The organism is Cardiobacteriaceae bacterium TAE3-ERU3 (assembly GCA_019218315.1).
In the GTDB taxonomy this organism is placed as follows: domain Bacteria; phylum Pseudomonadota; class Gammaproteobacteria; order Cardiobacteriales; family Cardiobacteriaceae; genus JAHUUI01.
Window position 1 is genome coordinate 436,382 of the sequence record JAHUUI010000002.1, and the last position, 18,298, is coordinate 454,679.

Below are 18,298 nucleotides of genomic sequence, written 5' to 3' on the forward strand. Positions count from 1 at the left end.
GCGTTACTTGTTGAATATCAGCGCTAACACATCGATGTCCGGTGTTTCATCTCGCAGTGCGTCATAACTCGCCGAGTCATTTTGCGGCGTATCCATCGTGAGGAAATACGTACGCCCCGTATTTGCTGGCAGCGTTTCTACAACGGGCCGTGGAAACTCATCGAACTGACCGTAGCCCCCCGTCCCTAGCAATGAGATGTACGGGCTTGACCGACCTCGGTCGAGATAATTGGCGCGGAACGATCTGCTGCGCTCATGTACGCCATATTTGCCTAAAAATATAATGATGCGGCTATAGTTTTGCGGCTCTATCTCTAGTCGATAGACACGCACTCTGTGCCAATTGACATTATTCGACGCATCTACCCATTCGTGTATCTGTTGTCGCGGCCACATCTTCGTAAACTGGCGCAAGTCCGTGATGTTGCCCTCTAGTTTATTAACCCACACTCTGCCGCCGAAATAGCCGTCAGTCGCTTCAATACGACCCTTGAACAACCCCGAGTTTGCCGTGATGTGGCCTGTGATATTGGCATTTTTAGCCGTCAACTGTCCGGCGCTGTTAACGCTAAAATTATCACCCGTGGTAAGTGTGCCACCCTTTATGTACGGCGCTTTAATCGTTTGATTGGCCGCTATGTGCTGCCCGAGTATTGAGCCATCAGCGATCAGATCGCCATTGACAGCCACTTTGTTATCAACGACCGCAAACATTGGCGTTACGCCGCCGTCGTTCTCGTTTTTAACAACGCCAAATTTGTCCGCCATGACCAGCACGGTGCTCTCAACTGTGTTGTTGGCCGCCGATGCGCCAAGCGCGATGCCCGCTATCGCTTTGCGGTCGCCCTGAACATCAGCAACTTTGACTGTGTACGTACTGTCTAGCCGATCATCTGTGGTGCTGTCATTGAGTTGCTGTATTAGCTCTTGAGAGAGCACGCTTGATGTTATTGACCCGTTGATCTGCGCCAGTATTGGTGCAGGATCTTGGCTCGGCTGTGCGTGTACTGATTGCGTCCACTCTCCCACATTGCCCGCTGCATCGACCATCCTCGCCCAGATATACCACTCCTCCTCAATACTGACGTTAGACATCGTGTATTGCGATGATGGATACGGCAAACGCGCGAGCCGTTGTGCGTCTGTGATCTCGTTAGTCTCGCTGTACCACAGCTCGATCCACGCGTCAGTAACGATATTTGCAGGCGGCTGCCAGCGCAGCTCAATAGAGAATACCTTGCCTACAGCACGCAATGCTGTGATGTTGTAGTTGAGCGACCATGCCTGCTCGATAGCGTCACTCATGCCTCCGTTGACGTCGCGAGCGCGTATTTCTGCGCGGTAGTCGCCAAGTGGCAACCCCGTCAGTTCTATGCTCGTCTCATCCGTGACAATCGTTTTGTACAGTTCACCGTCGCGATAGATTTTGACGACGTAATCGACTACACCACCTGAGCCAATGGCCTCCCAGCGTAGCGTCAGCGTCTGCCCGTCCCGCTCAATCCTTCCGCTGTATACCTGCGGTTTACCGTGGCGCGTCGCCGCGATGTCCTCTTGTCTGTGTGCTCCCGCATCAACAACAGCTTCTTTCTGCGCGTCATGCGTGACTGCGCTGATCGTGTACGTGCCGTCGTCGTTTTCTGTGATGCCGATCGCTCTAAACAACCGTGGCGCGGTTTCGGCTAATGAGATACTGACCACACCAAGCTCGTTAAGATCAGTCGGCGCACTACTCAACGTCAATTTAGCGCCATCCACACTATTGATGCTGCGATAACGCTCTTTACCGTTGTTGTCGAGATAGTGCATACGCTCGGCTGTAGTGTCTATCTCTCTATCGAGTGTGACGCGAGTGCCAGACACGGACACAACACGCGCACCGAGCTGCGTACCTGCATAGTCGTTATCCGCGATACGGATAATGTCGTAAGGCAGGTGTTTGATGCCCTCGCGACCTACCGAAAACTGCACAGATTCGCGCTCGCGCAGTGACGTTTCAACGTACCACTTCGCCACTCGCTGCGCTTGCCCGCGTGACGTGACGCCAAATCCGGTCATGGTTTTGACGTTGTAGCCAAAACGCTCTATTGCCGCATCATCCTGATATTGTACGCTGTCAGTTAAATAGCTGTTTTTTTCATCGGCAAATTTGACGATACACGCAGTCACGATGTCTTTGTAGCCGACGCCCGAGTACTCAAACAATCCTTCAACCACATTCGCGTTAGTGTAGATTGCTACCGGATCACGTGGCGTGTCTTGCACTGCGACTTGCTGCAATCCGTCAAAAAAGGTTATCCCTCTAAAGCAAGATGCGAGGTCTGACAACACGTCATACGCATCGCGCGGCTGTGTCAGATACGCATTGCACACAAAGCGCGGCTCGTGCCCGCCGTTGCCATCGTCTACTAACTGATCGCAGTATTTAGCAATAGCGTACAGCGACCACTTATCAACGGTGACGTCATCTCTAAAACGCGCCAGTCCGTAGCGATCATTAAGCACAAGATCACGATAAATCCACGCCGGGTTATTACTCCACGCGCGCTTAAATTTACCGTCCCACACGCCGTCATAATCGCGCGTATCAGGGTTGTAGTTGCTTGGCACTTCGACGGTTGTCCAGTGGCTGCGATAAGTGCGCCGTGGTACGCGGCCACCAAATAACTTACTATCAATTTTTAGCCCGACAACAACGCTGTCAGGGTAGTTTAATTTTGCATCGATGCTTTCAACATAGCTCACCCAGTGGGTTTTGTCTCTGATCCGGTTGTCGTCGCTGTCCGGCGTTGCACGGCTAACCGTGAGATTAAATGGCGCAGTGGGTAACTCTGTTAAAACAACATCACGATGATACGCGCCATTTGTGCGCCCACTGATCTGCACCTCTTTAGTGATTTTTTGCGCGCCTTTTGTCGCTGTAACAGCAAGATCTACTGTGCGTCCTACCGTGTCCCCGTCATCAGTGACACTTTCTAGACCTCCCAACCCTAACGTGATGCGTATGCGGTCGATGTTGGGGTCTGTGATCGTACGCGTGACGGGCTGTGATTGTTTGACCTCAGTGCCGACACGTATTACTGTATCTGACGTCTCAAAATCAGGCAGATAATCTTGATCAGGTGTGCCGGGTAATCCGTATATTTCCACGCCCTCGAAGTTGTACGTGCCATCTTGATTTTGCAGGGGTGTGCCGTCTAAAAAGACATCTTTAGCGCTGATCGGATGTTCTAAATCTTTGACGCCTTCACAGATCAAATCAACAATTTTGAGCCGCTGCGCAGATTCTAAACTGATCGGCGCTACGCTCGGTGTACGCTGACCGCCACTTTTACCCTTGCTACCCATAATTATTCTTCCTCTGCCACTACTAATTTATAATTATGCGCACGTACATCATCATCGCTGTAGTCCGGCACATGCGAGCCATCAACTGGTGTCGGCGCGAAATATTGCCGCGTATAACTGTATCCACCCGTCGGCTTTTCCGCTTGCTCTTTGAGATCGTATGATTCGATTGATTGAGACACGACGACACTTCCGACCTCCAAATAACCGTATGCCACGGGTACATGTGCGCCCTGCGGGCTAATGTTGTCGAGGTTGGTAAACGAGGATGATTTGCTGCTGTCGCTACCCTGTTTGGTGTCGTACGATGGCGGTTTTATCAGCAATTGCGCGACACCGCCAGCGATTAAACCTATACCTAGATTAATCATTGCACCACCAACGGGGGCAGCCCAGCCGTACGATAAGCCAGTCACGAGATAGCCGGCGACTATTAATACGGCACCTGCGATAATCTGCCCAAATCTCCCCCCACCAGCGGCCTCAGGCACAACATGTATAACGTCATCATCATTGAGTTTGCCGTGCAATCGATCCTCTGCATTACTCTCTGTGACGTTGTTCTTGGCCACGCGCACAAAATACGCGCCTTTGATTAAGTGCTGCTTTAGCCCGTCGATCTGCATATACAGTGCGCGGATTGCCTCGCCCGCTGTCTCAACACACAAATCAAAACGCGAGCCGTAACGCTCGCGTAAATCTCCGTAAAAAACCACGGTTGCCATTAAATAATCTCCTTCACGTCGTTCTCGATCGCCTCGATCATGCTTTTATCCCATTGCTCGTGTCGCCAAATACTGTGGATTGATTTGTGCCAAAAGCCGCCCAACTGCTCGACTCGTGACAGCTGACGCGCCGGATGGTGCAAAATTCGCTCGTCGCCCAAATAAACTCCGGCGTGGTTTGCTACCCCTGCAACATTGCTCAGCACAACATCGCCGGGCTGGATGCCGTCCTCGACCTCATAAAATCCTGTTTTCGGCATACTGACAACAAAAGCATTGTCGGCAATTTCCTCACGCATCCCTTTGCGCTGGTAGTCGATCAGCTCAATGCCGCACAGCATGTACGCATCGCGGACAATCGTGTAGCAGTCGAAACGACCATAATCAAACTGACGTCCGCGTAACAAAGGCGCATAGCGAAAATGCTTTAACTCATCACCGACGACTAGGTACCAATCAAGCCCTGTGCGGTGCTGTTGTACTCTGTCTGCTGTCGATAGCCACGGGTAGCCGTCAGGATGGCTGTGGACAATCGCATCCGCATCAGGCCGCCACTCGCTCGGCGCAATCCTGAAGTTGTTTACAGGGTCATCAGCAACATTGGTGCAAGGCACGTATTCATCACCCACAAAAAAGCCCGCACTTTCGGCGGGCTGGCATGCTTTCGCGTGTTCAACTGGTGTCATTAGCTACCTCGTTTATTGACAGAGGGGAAGCCGCGATACGGTAAAACCGCCGTCTTGCCGTACTTCTGCTTCAACTCTTGCAACGATGGGCGCACATTGGCAAGCACTGGCCGCGCTGGTAATACCGCGTTATCTGTCTCACTCGGTGATGCTAGTTCAAATGTGGCGCTGTTTTTGTTCAGTGACGTTAATCGGTTGATCGTCCAGCGGTCTACAAACTCAGCTAGCGGATCATGATCAGGATTAGATTCGGTGATAAAGTTCATCGGGTCGAGGTAACGTGCTTGCACCTGACGGCGAGTGACTTTACAGCCGACAATGCCGTCATACGCCGCTACTGCGCCAGTAACCCAACCCAGCAGGTTTGATACTGTGAGTGTTGGCCGTCCTGATGGCCCATCACCTCTAACCTCAAACCCTCGCGCAATGATCGGGTAAGGCGTATAAACCTGCTCTTTCCAAATCATCGGCTCGTTGCGCTCGTTCAATTTGTCGCAAAAATACGTGATGCCGCCGTTGACTTTTGTCAGGTCGATGTCAAACAGGGTAATGAGCGCATCTTGCGATAGATCGGCCAGCGTCTCGGGATGTTGTACGTTTCTCATGCTCTTACCTCGCGAGCCGTCCATGACAGCCTGCACCACCCAGCGCCGAGGAATGAGCGCTGAACGCCGCCTTCATCGAGTACATATTTACCGTCCACATCGTCCGGTTGCCAGTAAAATGGTGTGACAGTATGGCGCAGCAAAAAAGCTTCTATTTCGTCAGCTTCGGCTTTCTTTGCCGTCTTTGTTACTGACCACGTTTTCAGCGGTGGTGCTATGCCATCCGCTTGGCGCTGTTCGTAGCCGTCGCCAAATTTGACCACGCGTGCTGCTTTCGCAGATTTTCGCCCTGCGCCTGCGAGGTCTACTTTCCAGTTAAATGTGTCCATGATTCTCCTTATTTCAGGCATTAAAAAAGCCGCTTTTTAGCGGCTTTTTTAATAAAATTTGTTTTTTAGTCTATTCGTCCGTCTTCTCTGATTCTTTAATGGTTTGTCCAGACTTTGTTTTTGCGACACCTGCAAAATATCCTGCAATTGCACTAACTCCATAGGTAAGAAACTGAAAAGCTTCTTTGGCATTATCCGTAAACAATGCAACGCAAATAATTATTACGCTAGCTGCTATAAGTAAAACCCAAACCCCTTTTTCTGTGGACTGCATCTCTCTTACAGTCTTCATCTTTTCTTTTTCATACTCTAGCTGAGCCGCAATAGATGTCTCTGCTATATGCGTATCGCTTTTAATTTTCTCGCGCGCTGTCTCTTCCTGAAGGACAGCAAGCTGCTTTTCATTCTCTAGCTCTGCTTGCTTTACTTCCATTTCTCGCATTTGCGATTCTAGAAACTGTTGGAATATCTCCCTCTGTTCTGGGTCGTTTGGATTCAGATCATTGTCATTGCTCATGCAAGTACTTTCCTCAGCACTGGGTTCTTATATTCAACCTCGAAACTTCCAAACCCTTTTTTACCAACAACTGGTGGGTTAAACCTTACAGATTTGACGTTTTTGTTGTTTTGGAGGTCTTCACTTAACAGTCTTCTAGCAGAGACCTTTTCTTTTTTCTTAGGTAGATAAACAAATTCCATGGTTAACTCCTTAGGCCTTTTACTGTTGTAATACAAGCTATAGCGCTCTCTTATGTATACAAACGATAAGCGGATGTGCTCAGTTGTTCAACGTATTTTACATGACGATTTGCGAAAAGCGTAAATTTTGAAACCGATGTTTCAGATATGACATCTTCATTTAATCCTCTTAATTGCTTCGTTCAGCTTGCCGCCCGGGCGCATTTCTCGCTGTAATTCATCCGAGACAATCATTTTGACCGCCGTTGCTACCTGCTGCGCGCCGTCTGCGTCTGATTCACTGCTACCGTCGGCATTGATGATAGTGGTTTGATTGATGATGACCTGCTGACCCCCGTTGCCGTCGAATTTAACGCCCAGCTTGCCATCTCGACCTCGTGACAGTGGCATGATCGCTTCTGCGCCTGCTTCACCCATGACGCCTTTGCGACCGCCGGACATGCCGAACAATGTTGGCTGGTCAACTATGCCGCCATTTGCAAAAAACTCTACGCCGTTACTAAATGCGCCACCGTTGGCAAACGTTGGCATTGTGCTCATACCAGCATAACCGGAAGCACCAGCACTAATACCGGCAAAGCTACCTGCAGCACTGCCCCCAAAGCTGCCTAAAAGACCAGCAGCAGCTTTCATTACAGCTATCTTGGCAAACATGCGGGCAAAGTCCTCAAGAATGGATATTGTCATGCTGCGAACATCCATTTTGCCTTTCGTTGCAAAATCACCGAAAGCATCACCCACGGTATTTAGTGCGCGTACAGTGCCGCTTTCCATCAGTTTATTCAGCGACCCAAACTGCTCATAAGCCTGCCTGACACCTGATTCAACGCCACCCAACCAATCTGCATTAATAGCGGCTTCACGCGCAGCCCGTTGTCGCTCAAGTTCATCTCGCAAACCAGCCAGCGCATCAATCTCCGCTTCAATCGCTGCTTTCCCCTCTTCTGATGCACCAGCCATTCTGCGTTGTGCATCGAGGTTTAACTCGCGGATGAAGCGCAGGCGGTCAATCTCTTCTGCTGTTTTGCCGATTAGCTCAATCTCAAAGCGCATGTCATCCAAGCGCTGCTTATGCTCTGTAGCGAATTCCATAACCGCTTTCTTTTCAGCCAATCTATCGAGCACCCCGGCTTGCTCAAGCAAGGCATTAGTCTGCTCTTGGGTGTAGTTCTTGTACTTCTCAGCATTAGCAGCCATCTCAATCTGCAAGTCAGTGACTTGATGGAAAGCAGATACAAGACCGTTGTTCATCTGCATTTGCTCGATAGTATCACTTAGCTGCATTGCCTCCTGAACCATTGAAGATAGTTGACGGTGAAAGTCTTGCAGTGCTCTTTCTGCTGCACTCTTGCCAGTTTTGCTTCTCCCACCAATATCCTCAATTAGATCACCATGATTATTACTACGTCCTCCAGTAGCTTCTTTTTTGGCTTTTTTCAGCTGCTCTTGCTCTTCTTTCAAACGGCGTACAGCAGCAGCCATACCTTCGCTTGACTGTAGCAGGAAGGCATCCTCCATGACTTTATCGAATGACACATCATTAAAGGGTTTAAAAGCGTCTTCAACACGTGTACCCGTTGAAATATTGACCGGACCTATCCCCCCATCCGGCAGCATCCAATCAGGTAGCTGATTAAGTCCATTTATGATTCCATCTAAAAACCCTTTGACGCTTTCAAGAATGGATACTTTGATGTTGTTCCATACATTCCCAACAGACTTGCCAAAACCCTCGATAAGGCTAAACATGTAGCTGTAGGTTGTTCTTGTAACTGCGGCCAGCATATCAAATACAGTTGCAGCTGTTTCTATAACACCCCAAAAGCCTCCCCCTGTACTCTCGAAGAAATCACTAAAGCTACTTCCTGAATTAGAAGCACTGCTTTGAGCATTCTTTTCAATGTTGGAGAATACTGTTTTGGCCGTACTCCACAGTTCATTGAACACCATCGCTGCGTCGTACCAAACAGCAGCAAAGCCAGCAGCTACACTCGATGCAATGCTTCCAAGTAGGTAGAGCGCATCACCTGTTTCACCAAGATAGGCAATCAGCGTAGCTACAGAAACCAGCACAAGACCAAATGGATTAGTGCGCATGACATTGGTGAGTGTGGCGAATGCACCTGATAACAGGCCAACTGCACCTGTTGCCCCTCCTATTGTCCCTATCATGCCAGTGAGCCAGCCAATGGCTGCAGCGCCTGAAACAAAGGCAATATCCTTGAGGTGATTGCCTAACCATACAATGGAAATTGATAATGAATCAGTGAACCCAGTCGCTTTATCCAGCTCGCCAACAAGCACCGTGAGATTATTAAATAGCACCTGCATGGCTTCACCGAACGAAGGTGGTATTTTACTGGCCATTTCTGCAAGTTCAGCAGCACTACCGTGAATAGCTTTGTAAATGGTCTGAGTAGTAAGTTTGCCTTCACTGGCCAGAACCCTTAACTGATGAGTAGTTAGCCCTAAGCTTTTGGCTAATTGTTCCATCAGTATTGGCGCAGTTTCCATGAGTGAACGGAATTCATCCCCTTGTAAACGCCCTGATGCCAGTGCCTGTGATAACTGCATCATTGCCGCGGCCTGCTCAGATGTAGATGCACGACCAATACGCATCGCATTTGCTACTGATTCAGTAAATTTGAGGACTTCTTCGGCCGACTTCCCATAATGGCTCATAGCACGACTGGTACGGGTATATAAGCTGGTCATACTGTCAAAGCTTGAATATGTACGGTTAGCTACCTGCATTACGTCATTCATGATTTTGCGGTAGTCATCCGTAGCTTTCGTGACAAGCTTTATCTGCGCTTCTGCCTGCTTCATCGTATCGGCCATGCGCAAGATTTCATTTGCAATATAGCTACCAGCAACCAATTTCATTATATTTGCCAGCCTTCGCAACTGCTCACTGACCTGTACCGATTCGCGCCCTAGCCGATTAACATTGTGTTCAGCTCTGTTACTCGCCTCACTCATTCGGTTAAGGTTGCGAGCGGCCACTTCGCTACCGGTGCTATCAACCAACATTCTCAGCGTAGCCGTTTCCATTTTCTCTCCTTAATTTAAGGCATAAAAAAACCCGCATATAGCGGGCAATAAAAAACCGCCCGAAGGCGGCTTAATTACAACTTTGAAAACCAACACAATTAGTTTAAAAGTTGGTCAATTAGCTTTTTACCTAAATCGCTTTCCAATAACTCTTTATTCATATCATCAACTAATTTCTTCGGGTCCTGAACATTAAGATCATCTGTTGGTTGGATAATTTTCTTTGCCCCATACACAGCATGGACTTTCTTATCAGAATCCAAATATTGGCCTGTTAGCTCACTAGCATTATCACCCGCGAATATGCCTTGAATTTCTTTATTTCCATCTACACCAGCGAATACACTACCAATGATTTTAGCATCGAGGGAAGCATTAAATTTACCGGGAATATCTATATTGAACCCTAGTGTTTTATCCCCAAAATCTGCATCCGCTTTTACAGCACCTATCATAGGCGCTTTAGAATAATCCGAACCCATGGCAACAATTGTCTGTCCAACATAAGATGCTTTACCAGCAGTAGGCATCATATTTTCTGGAGTAGTACTGCCTCGGAAGAAGCTTCCTACAATCTGGTTCGGGCTTGTATTTAGTGCATGCGCAAATTGAACTGATTTATAGCTATCATCGCTTACCATGAAGTAGCGATATGATGCATCAGCGGCATTATAATTCTCGACGATATTGATGCCTGAATTACCATTTCCAATTGGAACAATAATTGGGCCTAATGAGGTCCCGACATGCATTTTGCCTATATCATTAATTTTCTCGTAGCGTAAATCTTCTACTTTGCCGCTTTGCAGACTTGCCAAAGGTATTCCTGCCAAAATTCCTTTCATCTGATTTTGTGATGATACTTGAATATCCTTTGATGTACTTTTTGCTAGTTCAATATCTTTTGGTGTCAGTCCAAATTCATGCTCCGTAGGTCCGGCGGGCTTGACTGGATCAGCTGGCTTGACTGGATCAGCTGGCTTGACAGTAGCGGGCTTGGTTTGACCCGCTGTTACCTGATTGCCACCACTACTACCGCCACATGCGCTTACGCCCATAATTATGAACGCTGAAAGAATCGCTTGTTTAATCTGCATTATATACTCCGTTGAGTTCGCTATTAAATTCGGTTAATGCTAGTCCAGTTCCTCAGTAAAGTCCACAAAAAAGCCCCGACTTTCGTCGAGGCTTGGTTAAAATCCTGTTGTTACTTCACGCTACGAGTGGCTTAAGTTTCTCTCTCAGTGCTTTATAGTCATCATCAAGTGATGGGAAAACCACGCTATAGCCGTCTGCACCATGTTCGACAGCGGCTTTATACGCTTTTTCATCAGCTGTACTTGCATCGTAGTACTCACCGACCAAGCGCTTCACAAAGCAGCTAGCACCAGCTTCCAGCGCCTCCGGTGTTGGTGGCACTGGAAGGAAAACCACGGCTAGATATGGGAGGGTGTCGATGATATTCATACTGGCGCCTCCTCGGTTGCAAACTTGTTCTGGAAGTATTGCAATCCTTTGGCTGTAACCATGCACTGCTGAGTTACTTTTTCTGTTCCGTCGGGTCTCGCAATTGTTGTCGATTTGACATCCAGTAAACCTTTTTGGGTAGCAGACGAATACGGCAACCAAACACCAGCACTAGGTGAGCGATAAATATATCCGTGTTCATGAAGCAGCAAATTAAACCTTTTAGGGGGCAATCCAGCCTGCTTAGCCGCATCACGAAGGCAGAACCAACCATCAGCGCGAGCATGGCGCTCGGCGAACTGAACTTTTGGTTTATCAAGCTCTATTTGAGCCGCCAACTTCTGTTTTTCTTCCTCGGCATCAAGCGCTATCCTAAGAATCTCACTACGAGACATCTGTGCTGGATCGAAACGATGACGAAGTTGTTCACGTGCTTCAAAAAATGCCTTAACCAATGACATTTTGAATTTACGAACTATCTCGGTATTCTTCAGATAGGTAATAAGTAAAGTTGATTGCGGCTCATTCAGAATCGCGTATTCTGTTGGACGCCCTCCGGACTTCCGCGTTTCAAACGCCAAAGTTCCAAAAAGCTGTAAATCCTCTAAATATTTCCGTGTGAGTTCCATCACATTTTTATGTTGAACCTCTGTACCTTCAGCAATTGCCAACGAGGTTGTAGTAGGCTCATCATTAACAATGCTGATTAATGGAATATTCACCGTAAGTTTGCTATCATCTTTCATGTTAGTTCCTTTGCTATATGGTTCTAATGAGGCTGCGGCAAGTTTGGCGACTCCGCGGCCTTTTTCGTTTCTATGCGATTGCTTTCCCATTATCAGCCTCCTTTTCGGCTTCGGCAAACTCTCTAAGCATCTTATTTATATAGTAAGACATGGACTTCCCGTTCTTTGCTGAATGAATTTTCAAAAAAACTTTCAAATCTTTGTCGATCAAGAATGATGAGTTAACCTGTTTTTGTTCCATAGTAGGCTCCGTGTGGTAGAATTTTTAAAACAAAGTCTATTAACTACTAGATTTTGTACTACAAGTATTACAAATATTATTTTATATGTAAATAGTCTTTACAGGAATTTTTATGAGCCTCAACGATACACGCCCCCATGAGAGCCTAGGTCAACGTATAAAACAGCGCCGACTTGAATTAAATATGTCGCTTCGTGATCTTTCTGAAAAGGTCGGCATGTCGCACACCGCACTAAATACTATTGAAAAAGACAAAGTTGAAAACTCTCGCTACATAATCGAAATAGCAGATGCCCTTGGCGTTACACAGCAATGGCTTCTTACTGGCAGCGGGATGAAAGAGAAACAATTTTTTTCTTTCGCCCCACTAATCACGATGGAACAAGCAGCATCGTTTACAAGCATTAATGACCTAGACCTAGATGAAAATACACGCTGGTTCCCTACAGTCTATGACTACAAAGACCAATGTTTTGCGCTGGTTTCTGAAGGAACAAGCATGGAAAATCCTGCCGACCCCCACCATATACCGAGTGGTAGCTACGTAATATTTAACGCCGCTAACAAAAACCCTGATTCAGGCCAACTGGTTTTAGCTAAGCTCGATAAGCTCGATGAGGCAACTTTCAAGAAACTTGTTATCGAAGGTACAAACAGATACCTAGAGCCGCTCAACCCACGCTATCCGATAATCACAGATGACTTTACGATAATAGCCACTGCTGTATCGCTTATTGGCATGCTATAGGGGGCTTTGTTACTTACAAAAAAGCCCCGACTTTCGTCGAGGCTTGGTTAAAATCTGTTGTCTTTACCGAGAGGCAAACCATTCAGCTGCTTTCTCTCGCCCTTCTCTACGCTCTTCGTCGTTATGGCACAGTTTGAACTGCGCTTCTGATAGTGCGGTGTAAACGCGAGCGCCATTGTGCGTTGCTGTTCCGAGTAGCCTCATAATCCGCTCAGCCATGATGGACATATCAGCGGCCATATCCCAAGCCTTGCGTATTTGTCCGCTTTGTTCCTTGTACTGCGCAAATCCACTGTCTAGCAGGTAAATGCCGTTAACTCGCAACTCTCTCGCTTTCTCAGCAGTGTATTGGTTCTCTTGGCGTGGTAAAAGTTCACCATGTAATGCCTCTACAGAATGGCGGCTGATGATTGAAAGTGCCTCAGCATATTCTGACTGTGGAATATCTCGATACTTAACTCCAAAATGTGCTTTAAGCTTCGACCAGCCCTGTACCATAAATTTACCCTGTGACGCCTTTGGCAACTTTTCAGCAGTTTCTCGAAGCATGTCACGTAGTGCATCACCTTGTTCAAGTGTCAGGGTGTCACTTGGATTCACGCTGTACTCAAACCGAGGGTTTGTTGCTTGTCCTTTGTGCCAGTAGTTATACAGTGCTTGGTAACATTCGCGCTTATACATAATCAGGGTTTCGCGAATTTCAGCTTTAACACGTTTTACGTCAATGCCAAATAACCAGCCATTCAAGTATTCGATTGGTAAGCAAAGCATTTTTTGCTCACCTCCGCCAGAAGGTATTGCCATGATGGCAATACCTTCGCTCAATACCTCATCACGCTTGATACGGCGAAATTGAGCGTCCCACTGTAGCCCTATATTGTCACAAATTGGCTTCATAGCGGTGTAATGAGTGCCATCTTGTTCAATGGTTAAAAGTGGTTGACCGTGGAAATCTACGGTTTGGATGCTATAATTAGTCATAACGATTCCTTATTTTAGAGTTGGGATTGTTAAAGGTCACAGGGTCGCCAAACTGCTGTGGCCTTTTTTGTTACTGGGTGATTGGATTCTTGTCACTCGCTTCCTCCTGATTAATAAATGCTTCAATGGCCTTACGGACGACGTAAGTAAGCGGTCGGTCGTGCTTTTCGCTGTACTCGACTAACCAATTCTTTACTTCCGATGGCATTGTCACTAGGATTCGATCATTAAGGTGTCGCATAATGTTACTCCTTTGGTTATTCCGACTTGCTCTTTATGAGCAGGTTTATTAAAACAGTTCTTACAACGTATTACAACGTTTAACATCGTTGTATAATACAACTTATTGAATATAAACAATATGCGGAAAAATATTATTTGGTATCGCCTTCAATCTAAACGACTTGAGGCTGGCCTAACACAAACTGACTTAGCAAAAGCTGTTGGGCGAACGCCACAATGGGTAAGTAAACTTGAGTCTGGCAAAACTAACACGATTGATAAAGATGATCTTGATCGGATTGCTAAAGTATTACATATACACTCCGAGGAATTGCTAACTGACTTTGACTTCACAGATGTAAATGACTTAAAGAACCAATATATTGCTCTCCCTCATATATCTGATTCGGGTCAGATCAGCAACGAACACACACCTTTCCCAGAAACCCTAATCAGGAAATATTTTGGTCGGCCAAATAACCTTGCACTTTTCCATCAGCAAAGTGGCTCCATGTCGCCTACTATTGATCATGGTGATGATGTCATCATTGACCTTTCTGAAACCACAATTAAAGACGATCTTGCTATTTATTTATTCCAAAACTTCGCTGGCGATATAGTTTTTTTGAAACGAATTCATATAAGACCGCAAGGTGGATATGTCATTAAGAGCGATGCAGGCGATATCTTCACAGACATGATCATCACTAAAGAAGAAGCTAAAGAAATGAAGGTTATTGGCAAAGCTCTAGGCCGATTTAGCATCAAAACATTTTGACCGCACACAAAAAAGCCGCCTGACAAGCAAGCGGCTTCGAATAAACAAAATATACAATAAAGGCTATTACTGAGCCTGTTTTGCAGATGGCTTCAGGCCTCTGCTCTTTAAATCGTTAATGAAGTTAACAATATTCCTGCGCATCGCAATATTCCGCGCCTCAATGTACCTGCGCCCACCTATCATGGAATATCCAAACGGGACTTCACCGTGAGATTTTATTTGTTGGTCATAGATAATTTCATCAGTAGTTCTGTCCATGATTTCGTATCGAACAATAACATCAGTTGGGAAGTTGTTAGAGCCAAATTGAGGGGTTTGGAGCTTCATTATCTTTGCGAAAATGCTTACTCCTCTATCACTCATATCGCTAAATAACCGTGATCTAATCGAGGCTTCTTCTAAAGCCGATTTAAATTCACCTTTCAACGACCCATCATTTACATTCCCAGCAATTCCAACATCAATCTTACCCAGCTGCTCATCGCGTTTTGCAGTTGATACTGTAATTGTCTTCAACGAAGCATCCAGCCTTTGCGTCTTTTCAACTTGTATGTCTTCTTCATTGGGGTTGAAATTCAAAGGCGGCACGCTGTTACAACCAGCCATCACAAGGAATCCAACAACTAACAATATTTTCTTCATGATCATAGGCCAAAATTATGAGTAATGACCAGCATAGCATTATTGATGAGCAATAAAAAACCCTGCCGGAGCAGGGTTTTCGTTTAAATTATTTATTCAACTTTAAGATGTCTTGATAATGTGGTTGTGAATGTCGTTATCAAAATATGAAAGACTTTGAATATCTTTGATTGGTAGAACATACTGAAATTCTTCTAATTTCTCGTCATCTTTAATTTGGGGTTCCCCTTCGTCCCATTCCAAAATACCATTTTTTTCATATAAACTTATGAAGTTGCCATTGAATGATAGGGTTTGGTCTTCGCGCCGATAACCACTCTTAAACGGGATTATTGAAATATATGCCAGATCAAGACGAGATAATTTTTTAATTCCAACCATCCCTATATAGAATCTTCCTGACACCAAAGAAACTTTAACCAGTTTCTTTTTATCTATACTTTCCAAAAGAAAAAGCAGCAGACTATCTGCTCTCTCACTTACTTCTTTGAATAATAATTTATAGTCATTGCTAATAACCTTCTCTTCGTCTATCTGCTCCCTGCAAATCGAAGCCGTACGAAAGCATACATCAATGCAAAATTGCACAAATATAATTTTTAGCATAAATGATGGGGCATTTTTAACGCCTAGAGCACTCAAAAAAACCTGAATCTTACTTGAAATGTAATTTACATTTGATACGTTGGGTGCAACTAATATCTCGTACTCTCTAGATATTAAAAAAAGCTCAACAGTTTTGTAAGCCCACAGGAGGAAAAGAGAAACCGTTAATATAAAAAAGAAGACCTGTAGTGACTTACGAAAACCTTTATACGTGAGTCTCATGCCATGCATGACTATCAATGCATAAATTTCTTGGTTAGTCCCTTTCTTAAGGGTCATTTTTTGGATTGGCGATGAACTAACGTAGTGATAACCAATCGCTAAAATATAAAGTAATAAAAGACCAGAAAAAAATGCAGACATAGGGGCTAGTGGCTTACCTTACTTATCTCTTAAAGATGATAGTTGTTCAAGGATGCTCTGCTGAACATCTTTGTTTTTTAGGTTTAATTTAATAGTCGAACCATCATCTTCAATAATGATTGGATTATTATTGTTGCTAGCACTCTTGTTCTCAGCCACGGAAGCATCCGATTTTTTAGATTTATGAATCATACTTTTCCCATATGCCATTGCCATTGGTGCAAGCGAAAATACCGCAAAAACTATTGGCAATATCAAAAAAGCAGCGCTATTCCCCATTTTTAGATCCTCACATTTTTGTAGGTTTCCCTACTTTCGAAAGCCCAACAATATAAGGTATCTTATCTACCTGAAAACACTTTTCCAAGTTATTTTTACTTATTTCGCCTCTGCTTCCGCCATCCCCACGGCGCTATATCCTGATACTCTGATGTGTGCCAAAGTCCTCGCTTTGCTGCTTGAGCCTCGGCTTCTAGTGCATAGTATGGCCCGCTTTTGTAGTATTTGCGATATACCCAAGCACCGCCAAGCCTAACCATTTTGCTGTTAATATCCAACCCATCAAGATACAGTGTGCAAAGATCACGCTTGTACCTGTCTTTCTTGGTGCAATCAGCGGTAATTTGTTTGCCTTTGATCATCGCTGACAGCATCGCAGTAGACTTACTTCCGTACGGCTGCTTTCGTTCCGGCGCATCAATGCCCAGTAATCTGATTTTGTGCTGTTCACGGTCAACCAGCAGCGTTATCGTGTCGCCGTCTGTGACGTAAACGACTTTGCCAGCTAGCTCATAGGCTGACGCTGTGGTCGCCAGTAGAACGGATAAGATGAGTAGATACTTCATGCTGTCAGGATAGCAGAAAATATTTACTGTTCCTCAAGCCATTTTATAAATGATTCTCTATCAGTGAGGGTACAATCTGGCATTTCAACAAACTCACCTTCGACACGCTCTTTTATGCGCTCAAGGTCATAATTAAATTGTTCTGCTGGTTGCTCATTCATGGTCAAGCCCTATGTATGTTTCGGCATGAATAATACACACGATGCGCATCTTTTACTTGCCTAAAGTGTGTATGGTGTGTATAATCACCCTAGGTTAGGACAAAGGAGGCTACATGAGCTCATCTGACCTAATCTCGGAACTCAAAGCGGCTGGTTGTAGCTTTGTTAGGCACGGTAAAGGCGATCACCAAATATGGTTCTCACCAATTACCAAAAAGCGGTTCACAGTACCGCACCCTAAAAAAGACCTACCAATCGGCACTTTGAGGTCGATCCGAAAAGCGGCGGGGATCTAATCCCCGCCCACCTATAACAATCAATGGAGTGCATTATGTTATTCAGTGTTGGCGTTGAAATGCCTAAAAATGAAAATGAAGCCTACGGTTTAGTCGTGCCAGCGCTTTGCCGTGACAACTACGGTTGCATTAGTGCTGCTGATACGCTTAATGATATCCCTGCTATGGTGAAGGATGTGATTTCAATGGTGCTTGCGGATATGTCTGAAAGCGGCGTTGATACTGTATCCATTGTGGATGAAGGTTTTGCCGTCTATCAGAAGCAAGACGATTACCAGTATTGTGATACTTGGTTGTTAATCGACGTGGATATAAGCGATTATCTTGGCAAACATCAGCGCGTAAATATCACCGTCCCAGACTACCTGTTAAAGCGGATTGACCAAAAGGTAGGTAGTACAGGTGAATACAAGAGCCGCAGCCACTTCTTGACCGTTGCAGCACAACGCGAATTATCCGTATAACATAACTAAATTGCGGTCAGCTAACACTACTTAGTACGATGCTCAGCTGCCCACCCAGATTAACCCCATAGGTCAGGGGATCAGACTAAGAAAATGCAATATGGCGAAAACACGTACTGAAATTCAACAAAAAAGCGACGAAAAGCGAGGCGTTAAGGTCAAAGGGTTAAAAATGTCTCTCGATGATATAGCCCTTCTTGAGCGCCTTGCTGAGCAACTTGGGAAGCCCCAGGCGACCATAGTAGCTGACGCACTGCATTTCTACGCTGAAGCATTAGACAAGAAGTAA

Annotated in this window: 24 protein-coding genes; 5 read left to right on the plus strand and 19 right to left on the minus strand. The window is 45.7% G+C overall.

Features of this window, described 5'->3' with window-relative positions; genetic code table 11:
* Positions 1-3: 3 nt before the first annotated feature.
* The 12 genes from KRX19_05420 to KRX19_05475 all read right to left on the minus strand — a co-directional run bounded on the left by KRX19_05420 (position 4) and on the right by KRX19_05475 (position 11,900).
* Entirely contained in the window at positions 4-3,348 is a 3,345-nt protein-coding gene (locus KRX19_05420) for a DUF1983 domain-containing protein (protein ID MBV7434463.1), read from the minus strand.
* A 2-nt stretch (positions 3,349-3,350) separates the two neighbouring features.
* Positions 3,351-4,073 (minus strand): tail assembly protein, encoded by a 723-nt coding sequence (locus KRX19_05425; protein MBV7434464.1) that lies wholly within the window; start codon positions 4,071-4,073, stop codon positions 3,351-3,353.
* On the minus strand, positions 4,073-4,759 hold the full coding sequence (locus KRX19_05430; GenBank protein MBV7434465.1) for a C40 family peptidase: 687 nt from the start codon (positions 4,757-4,759) through the stop codon (positions 4,073-4,075). Before KRX19_05430 ends, KRX19_05425 begins: the two co-directional genes overlap by 1 nt.
* On the minus strand, positions 4,759-5,364 hold the full coding sequence (locus tag KRX19_05435) for a phage minor tail protein L (protein MBV7434466.1): 606 nt from the start codon (positions 5,362-5,364) through the stop codon (positions 4,759-4,761). The genes KRX19_05430 and KRX19_05435 overlap by 1 nt, the downstream gene beginning before the upstream one ends.
* On the minus strand, positions 5,361-5,693 hold the full coding sequence (locus KRX19_05440) for a phage tail protein (protein MBV7434467.1): 333 nt from the start codon (positions 5,691-5,693) through the stop codon (positions 5,361-5,363). The genes KRX19_05435 and KRX19_05440 overlap by 4 nt, the downstream gene beginning before the upstream one ends.
* Positions 5,694-5,763: 70 nt before the next feature.
* Complete coding sequence (locus KRX19_05445; protein ID MBV7434468.1) at positions 5,764-6,210, minus strand: hypothetical protein; 447 nt, start codon at positions 6,208-6,210, stop codon at positions 5,764-5,766.
* Positions 6,207-6,392 (minus strand): hypothetical protein, encoded by a 186-nt coding sequence (locus tag KRX19_05450; protein ID MBV7434469.1) that lies wholly within the window; start codon positions 6,390-6,392, stop codon positions 6,207-6,209. Before KRX19_05450 ends, KRX19_05445 begins: the two co-directional genes overlap by 4 nt.
* 156 nt (positions 6,393-6,548) lie before the next feature.
* Positions 6,549-9,446 carry a tape measure protein gene (locus tag KRX19_05455; GenBank protein ID MBV7434470.1) on the minus strand — a complete coding sequence of 966 codons (2,898 nt, stop codon included), beginning with the start codon at positions 9,444-9,446 and terminating at the stop codon, positions 6,549-6,551.
* Between the two features lie 98 nt (positions 9,447-9,544).
* Positions 9,545-10,543, minus strand: a complete 999-nt coding sequence (locus KRX19_05460; GenBank protein MBV7434471.1) for a transferrin-binding protein-like solute binding protein — start codon at positions 10,541-10,543, stop codon at positions 9,545-9,547.
* A gap of 115 nt (positions 10,544-10,658) precedes the next feature.
* A complete protein-coding gene (locus KRX19_05465) occupies positions 10,659-10,913 on the minus strand; it encodes a hypothetical protein (protein ID MBV7434472.1) in 255 nt (84 codons plus the stop codon).
* Complete coding sequence (locus KRX19_05470; GenBank protein ID MBV7434473.1) at positions 10,910-11,749, minus strand: phage regulatory protein/antirepressor Ant; 840 nt, start codon at positions 11,747-11,749, stop codon at positions 10,910-10,912. Before KRX19_05470 ends, KRX19_05465 begins: the two co-directional genes overlap by 4 nt.
* On the minus strand, positions 11,730-11,900 hold the full coding sequence (locus KRX19_05475) for a hypothetical protein (GenBank protein MBV7434474.1): 171 nt from the start codon (positions 11,898-11,900) through the stop codon (positions 11,730-11,732). Before KRX19_05475 ends, KRX19_05470 begins: the two co-directional genes overlap by 20 nt.
* Before the next feature lie 112 nt (positions 11,901-12,012).
* On the opposite strand from KRX19_05475, the gene KRX19_05480 reads away from it, so the two are divergent.
* Positions 12,013-12,648, plus strand: a complete 636-nt coding sequence (locus KRX19_05480; protein ID MBV7434475.1) for a helix-turn-helix domain-containing protein — start codon at positions 12,013-12,015, stop codon at positions 12,646-12,648.
* 63 nt (positions 12,649-12,711) lie between these two features.
* Here KRX19_05480 and KRX19_05485 read toward each other — a convergent pair whose 3' ends face one another.
* Positions 12,712-13,629: a phage antirepressor N-terminal domain-containing protein gene (locus tag KRX19_05485; protein ID MBV7434476.1), complete on the minus strand. Its 918-nt coding sequence runs from the start codon at positions 13,627-13,629 to the stop codon at positions 12,712-12,714.
* Between the two features lie 70 nt (positions 13,630-13,699).
* Positions 13,700-13,870, minus strand: coding sequence for a ribbon-helix-helix domain-containing protein (locus KRX19_05490; GenBank protein ID MBV7434477.1), 171 nt, complete (start codon positions 13,868-13,870; stop codon positions 13,700-13,702).
* A 120-nt stretch (positions 13,871-13,990) separates the two neighbouring features.
* Here KRX19_05490 and KRX19_05495 point away from each other — a divergent pair, with 120 nt between their 5' ends.
* A complete protein-coding gene (locus KRX19_05495; GenBank protein ID MBV7434478.1) occupies positions 13,991-14,629 on the plus strand; it encodes a LexA family transcriptional regulator in 639 nt (212 codons plus the stop codon).
* 66 nt (positions 14,630-14,695) lie between these two features.
* Here the strand turns inward: KRX19_05495 and KRX19_05500 are convergent, their stop codons facing one another.
* The 5 genes from KRX19_05500 to KRX19_05520 form a co-directional block, all read right to left on the minus strand.
* Complete coding sequence (locus KRX19_05500) at positions 14,696-15,274, minus strand: hypothetical protein (protein MBV7434479.1); 579 nt, start codon at positions 15,272-15,274, stop codon at positions 14,696-14,698.
* Positions 15,275-15,376: 102 nt separating this feature from the next.
* Complete coding sequence (locus tag KRX19_05505) at positions 15,377-16,243, minus strand: hypothetical protein (GenBank protein MBV7434480.1); 867 nt, start codon at positions 16,241-16,243, stop codon at positions 15,377-15,379.
* 18 nt (positions 16,244-16,261) lie between these two features.
* On the minus strand, positions 16,262-16,522 hold the full coding sequence (locus KRX19_05510) for a hypothetical protein (protein ID MBV7434481.1): 261 nt from the start codon (positions 16,520-16,522) through the stop codon (positions 16,262-16,264).
* 95 nt (positions 16,523-16,617) lie between these two features.
* Positions 16,618-17,088, minus strand: a complete 471-nt coding sequence (locus KRX19_05515) for a thermonuclease family protein (protein MBV7434482.1) — start codon at positions 17,086-17,088, stop codon at positions 16,618-16,620.
* Positions 17,089-17,111: 23 nt separating this feature from the next.
* A complete protein-coding gene (locus KRX19_05520; GenBank protein MBV7434483.1) occupies positions 17,112-17,249 on the minus strand; it encodes a hypothetical protein in 138 nt (45 codons plus the stop codon).
* 113 nt (positions 17,250-17,362) lie between these two features.
* Between KRX19_05520 and KRX19_05525 the strand changes: the two genes are divergently transcribed.
* The 3 genes from KRX19_05525 (at position 17,363) to KRX19_05535 (ending at position 18,298) form a co-directional block, all read left to right on the plus strand.
* Complete coding sequence (locus KRX19_05525) at positions 17,363-17,545, plus strand: type II toxin-antitoxin system HicA family toxin (GenBank protein MBV7434484.1); 183 nt, start codon at positions 17,363-17,365, stop codon at positions 17,543-17,545.
* A 35-nt stretch (positions 17,546-17,580) separates the two neighbouring features.
* Positions 17,581-18,009, plus strand: coding sequence for a type II toxin-antitoxin system HicB family antitoxin (locus KRX19_05530; GenBank protein ID MBV7434485.1), 429 nt, complete (start codon positions 17,581-17,583; stop codon positions 18,007-18,009).
* A 100-nt stretch (positions 18,010-18,109) separates the two neighbouring features.
* Positions 18,110-18,298: a hypothetical protein gene (locus tag KRX19_05535; protein MBV7434486.1), complete on the plus strand. Its 189-nt coding sequence runs from the start codon at positions 18,110-18,112 to the stop codon at positions 18,296-18,298.

What these genes read in the sequence shown, in the direction of transcription:
- KRX19_05510 (MBV7434481.1), bottom strand. Translation starts at nt 16,522, where the DNA reads ATGGGGAATAGCGCTGCTTTTTTGATATTGCCAATAGTTTTTGCGGTA.
- KRX19_05430 (MBV7434465.1), bottom strand. Translation starts at nt 4,759, where the DNA reads ATGACACCAGTTGAACACGCGAAAGCATGCCAGCCCGCCGAAAGTGCG.
- KRX19_05485 (MBV7434476.1), bottom strand. Translation starts at nt 13,629, where the DNA reads ATGACTAATTATAGCATCCAAACCGTAGATTTCCACGGTCAACCACTT.
- KRX19_05445 (MBV7434468.1), bottom strand. Translation starts at nt 6,210, where the DNA reads ATGAGCAATGACAATGATCTGAATCCAAACGACCCAGAACAGAGGGAG.
- KRX19_05435 (MBV7434466.1), bottom strand. Translation starts at nt 5,364, where the DNA reads ATGAGAAACGTACAACATCCCGAGACGCTGGCCGATCTATCGCAAGAT.
- KRX19_05420 (MBV7434463.1), bottom strand. Translation starts at nt 3,348, where the DNA reads ATGGGTAGCAAGGGTAAAAGTGGCGGTCAGCGTACACCGAGCGTAGCG.
- KRX19_05505 (MBV7434480.1), bottom strand. Translation starts at nt 16,243, where the DNA reads ATGTCTGCATTTTTTTCTGGTCTTTTATTACTTTATATTTTAGCGATT.
- KRX19_05520 (MBV7434483.1), bottom strand. Translation starts at nt 17,249, where the DNA reads ATGAATGAGCAACCAGCAGAACAATTTAATTATGACCTTGAGCGCATA.
- KRX19_05515 (MBV7434482.1), bottom strand. Translation starts at nt 17,088, where the DNA reads ATGAAGTATCTACTCATCTTATCCGTTCTACTGGCGACCACAGCGTCA.
- KRX19_05495 (MBV7434478.1), top strand. Translation starts at nt 13,991, where the DNA reads ATGCGGAAAAATATTATTTGGTATCGCCTTCAATCTAAACGACTTGAG.
- KRX19_05460 (MBV7434471.1), bottom strand. Translation starts at nt 10,543, where the DNA reads ATGCAGATTAAACAAGCGATTCTTTCAGCGTTCATAATTATGGGCGTA.
- KRX19_05470 (MBV7434473.1), bottom strand. Translation starts at nt 11,749, where the DNA reads ATGGGAAAGCAATCGCATAGAAACGAAAAAGGCCGCGGAGTCGCCAAA.
- KRX19_05455 (MBV7434470.1), bottom strand. Translation starts at nt 9,446, where the DNA reads ATGGAAACGGCTACGCTGAGAATGTTGGTTGATAGCACCGGTAGCGAA.
- KRX19_05535 (MBV7434486.1), top strand. Translation starts at nt 18,110, where the DNA reads ATGGCGAAAACACGTACTGAAATTCAACAAAAAAGCGACGAAAAGCGA.
- KRX19_05530 (MBV7434485.1), top strand. Translation starts at nt 17,581, where the DNA reads ATGTTATTCAGTGTTGGCGTTGAAATGCCTAAAAATGAAAATGAAGCC.
- KRX19_05425 (MBV7434464.1), bottom strand. Translation starts at nt 4,073, where the DNA reads ATGGCAACCGTGGTTTTTTACGGAGATTTACGCGAGCGTTACGGCTCG.
- KRX19_05500 (MBV7434479.1), bottom strand. Translation starts at nt 15,274, where the DNA reads ATGAAGAAAATATTGTTAGTTGTTGGATTCCTTGTGATGGCTGGTTGT.
- KRX19_05450 (MBV7434469.1), bottom strand. Translation starts at nt 6,392, where the DNA reads ATGGAATTTGTTTATCTACCTAAGAAAAAAGAAAAGGTCTCTGCTAGA.
- KRX19_05475 (MBV7434474.1), bottom strand. Translation starts at nt 11,900, where the DNA reads ATGGAACAAAAACAGGTTAACTCATCATTCTTGATCGACAAAGATTTG.
- KRX19_05490 (MBV7434477.1), bottom strand. Translation starts at nt 13,870, where the DNA reads ATGCGACACCTTAATGATCGAATCCTAGTGACAATGCCATCGGAAGTA.
- KRX19_05525 (MBV7434484.1), top strand. Translation starts at nt 17,363, where the DNA reads ATGAGCTCATCTGACCTAATCTCGGAACTCAAAGCGGCTGGTTGTAGC.
- KRX19_05440 (MBV7434467.1), bottom strand. Translation starts at nt 5,693, where the DNA reads ATGGACACATTTAACTGGAAAGTAGACCTCGCAGGCGCAGGGCGAAAA.
- KRX19_05465 (MBV7434472.1), bottom strand. Translation starts at nt 10,913, where the DNA reads ATGAATATCATCGACACCCTCCCATATCTAGCCGTGGTTTTCCTTCCA.
- KRX19_05480 (MBV7434475.1), top strand. Translation starts at nt 12,013, where the DNA reads ATGAGCCTCAACGATACACGCCCCCATGAGAGCCTAGGTCAACGTATA.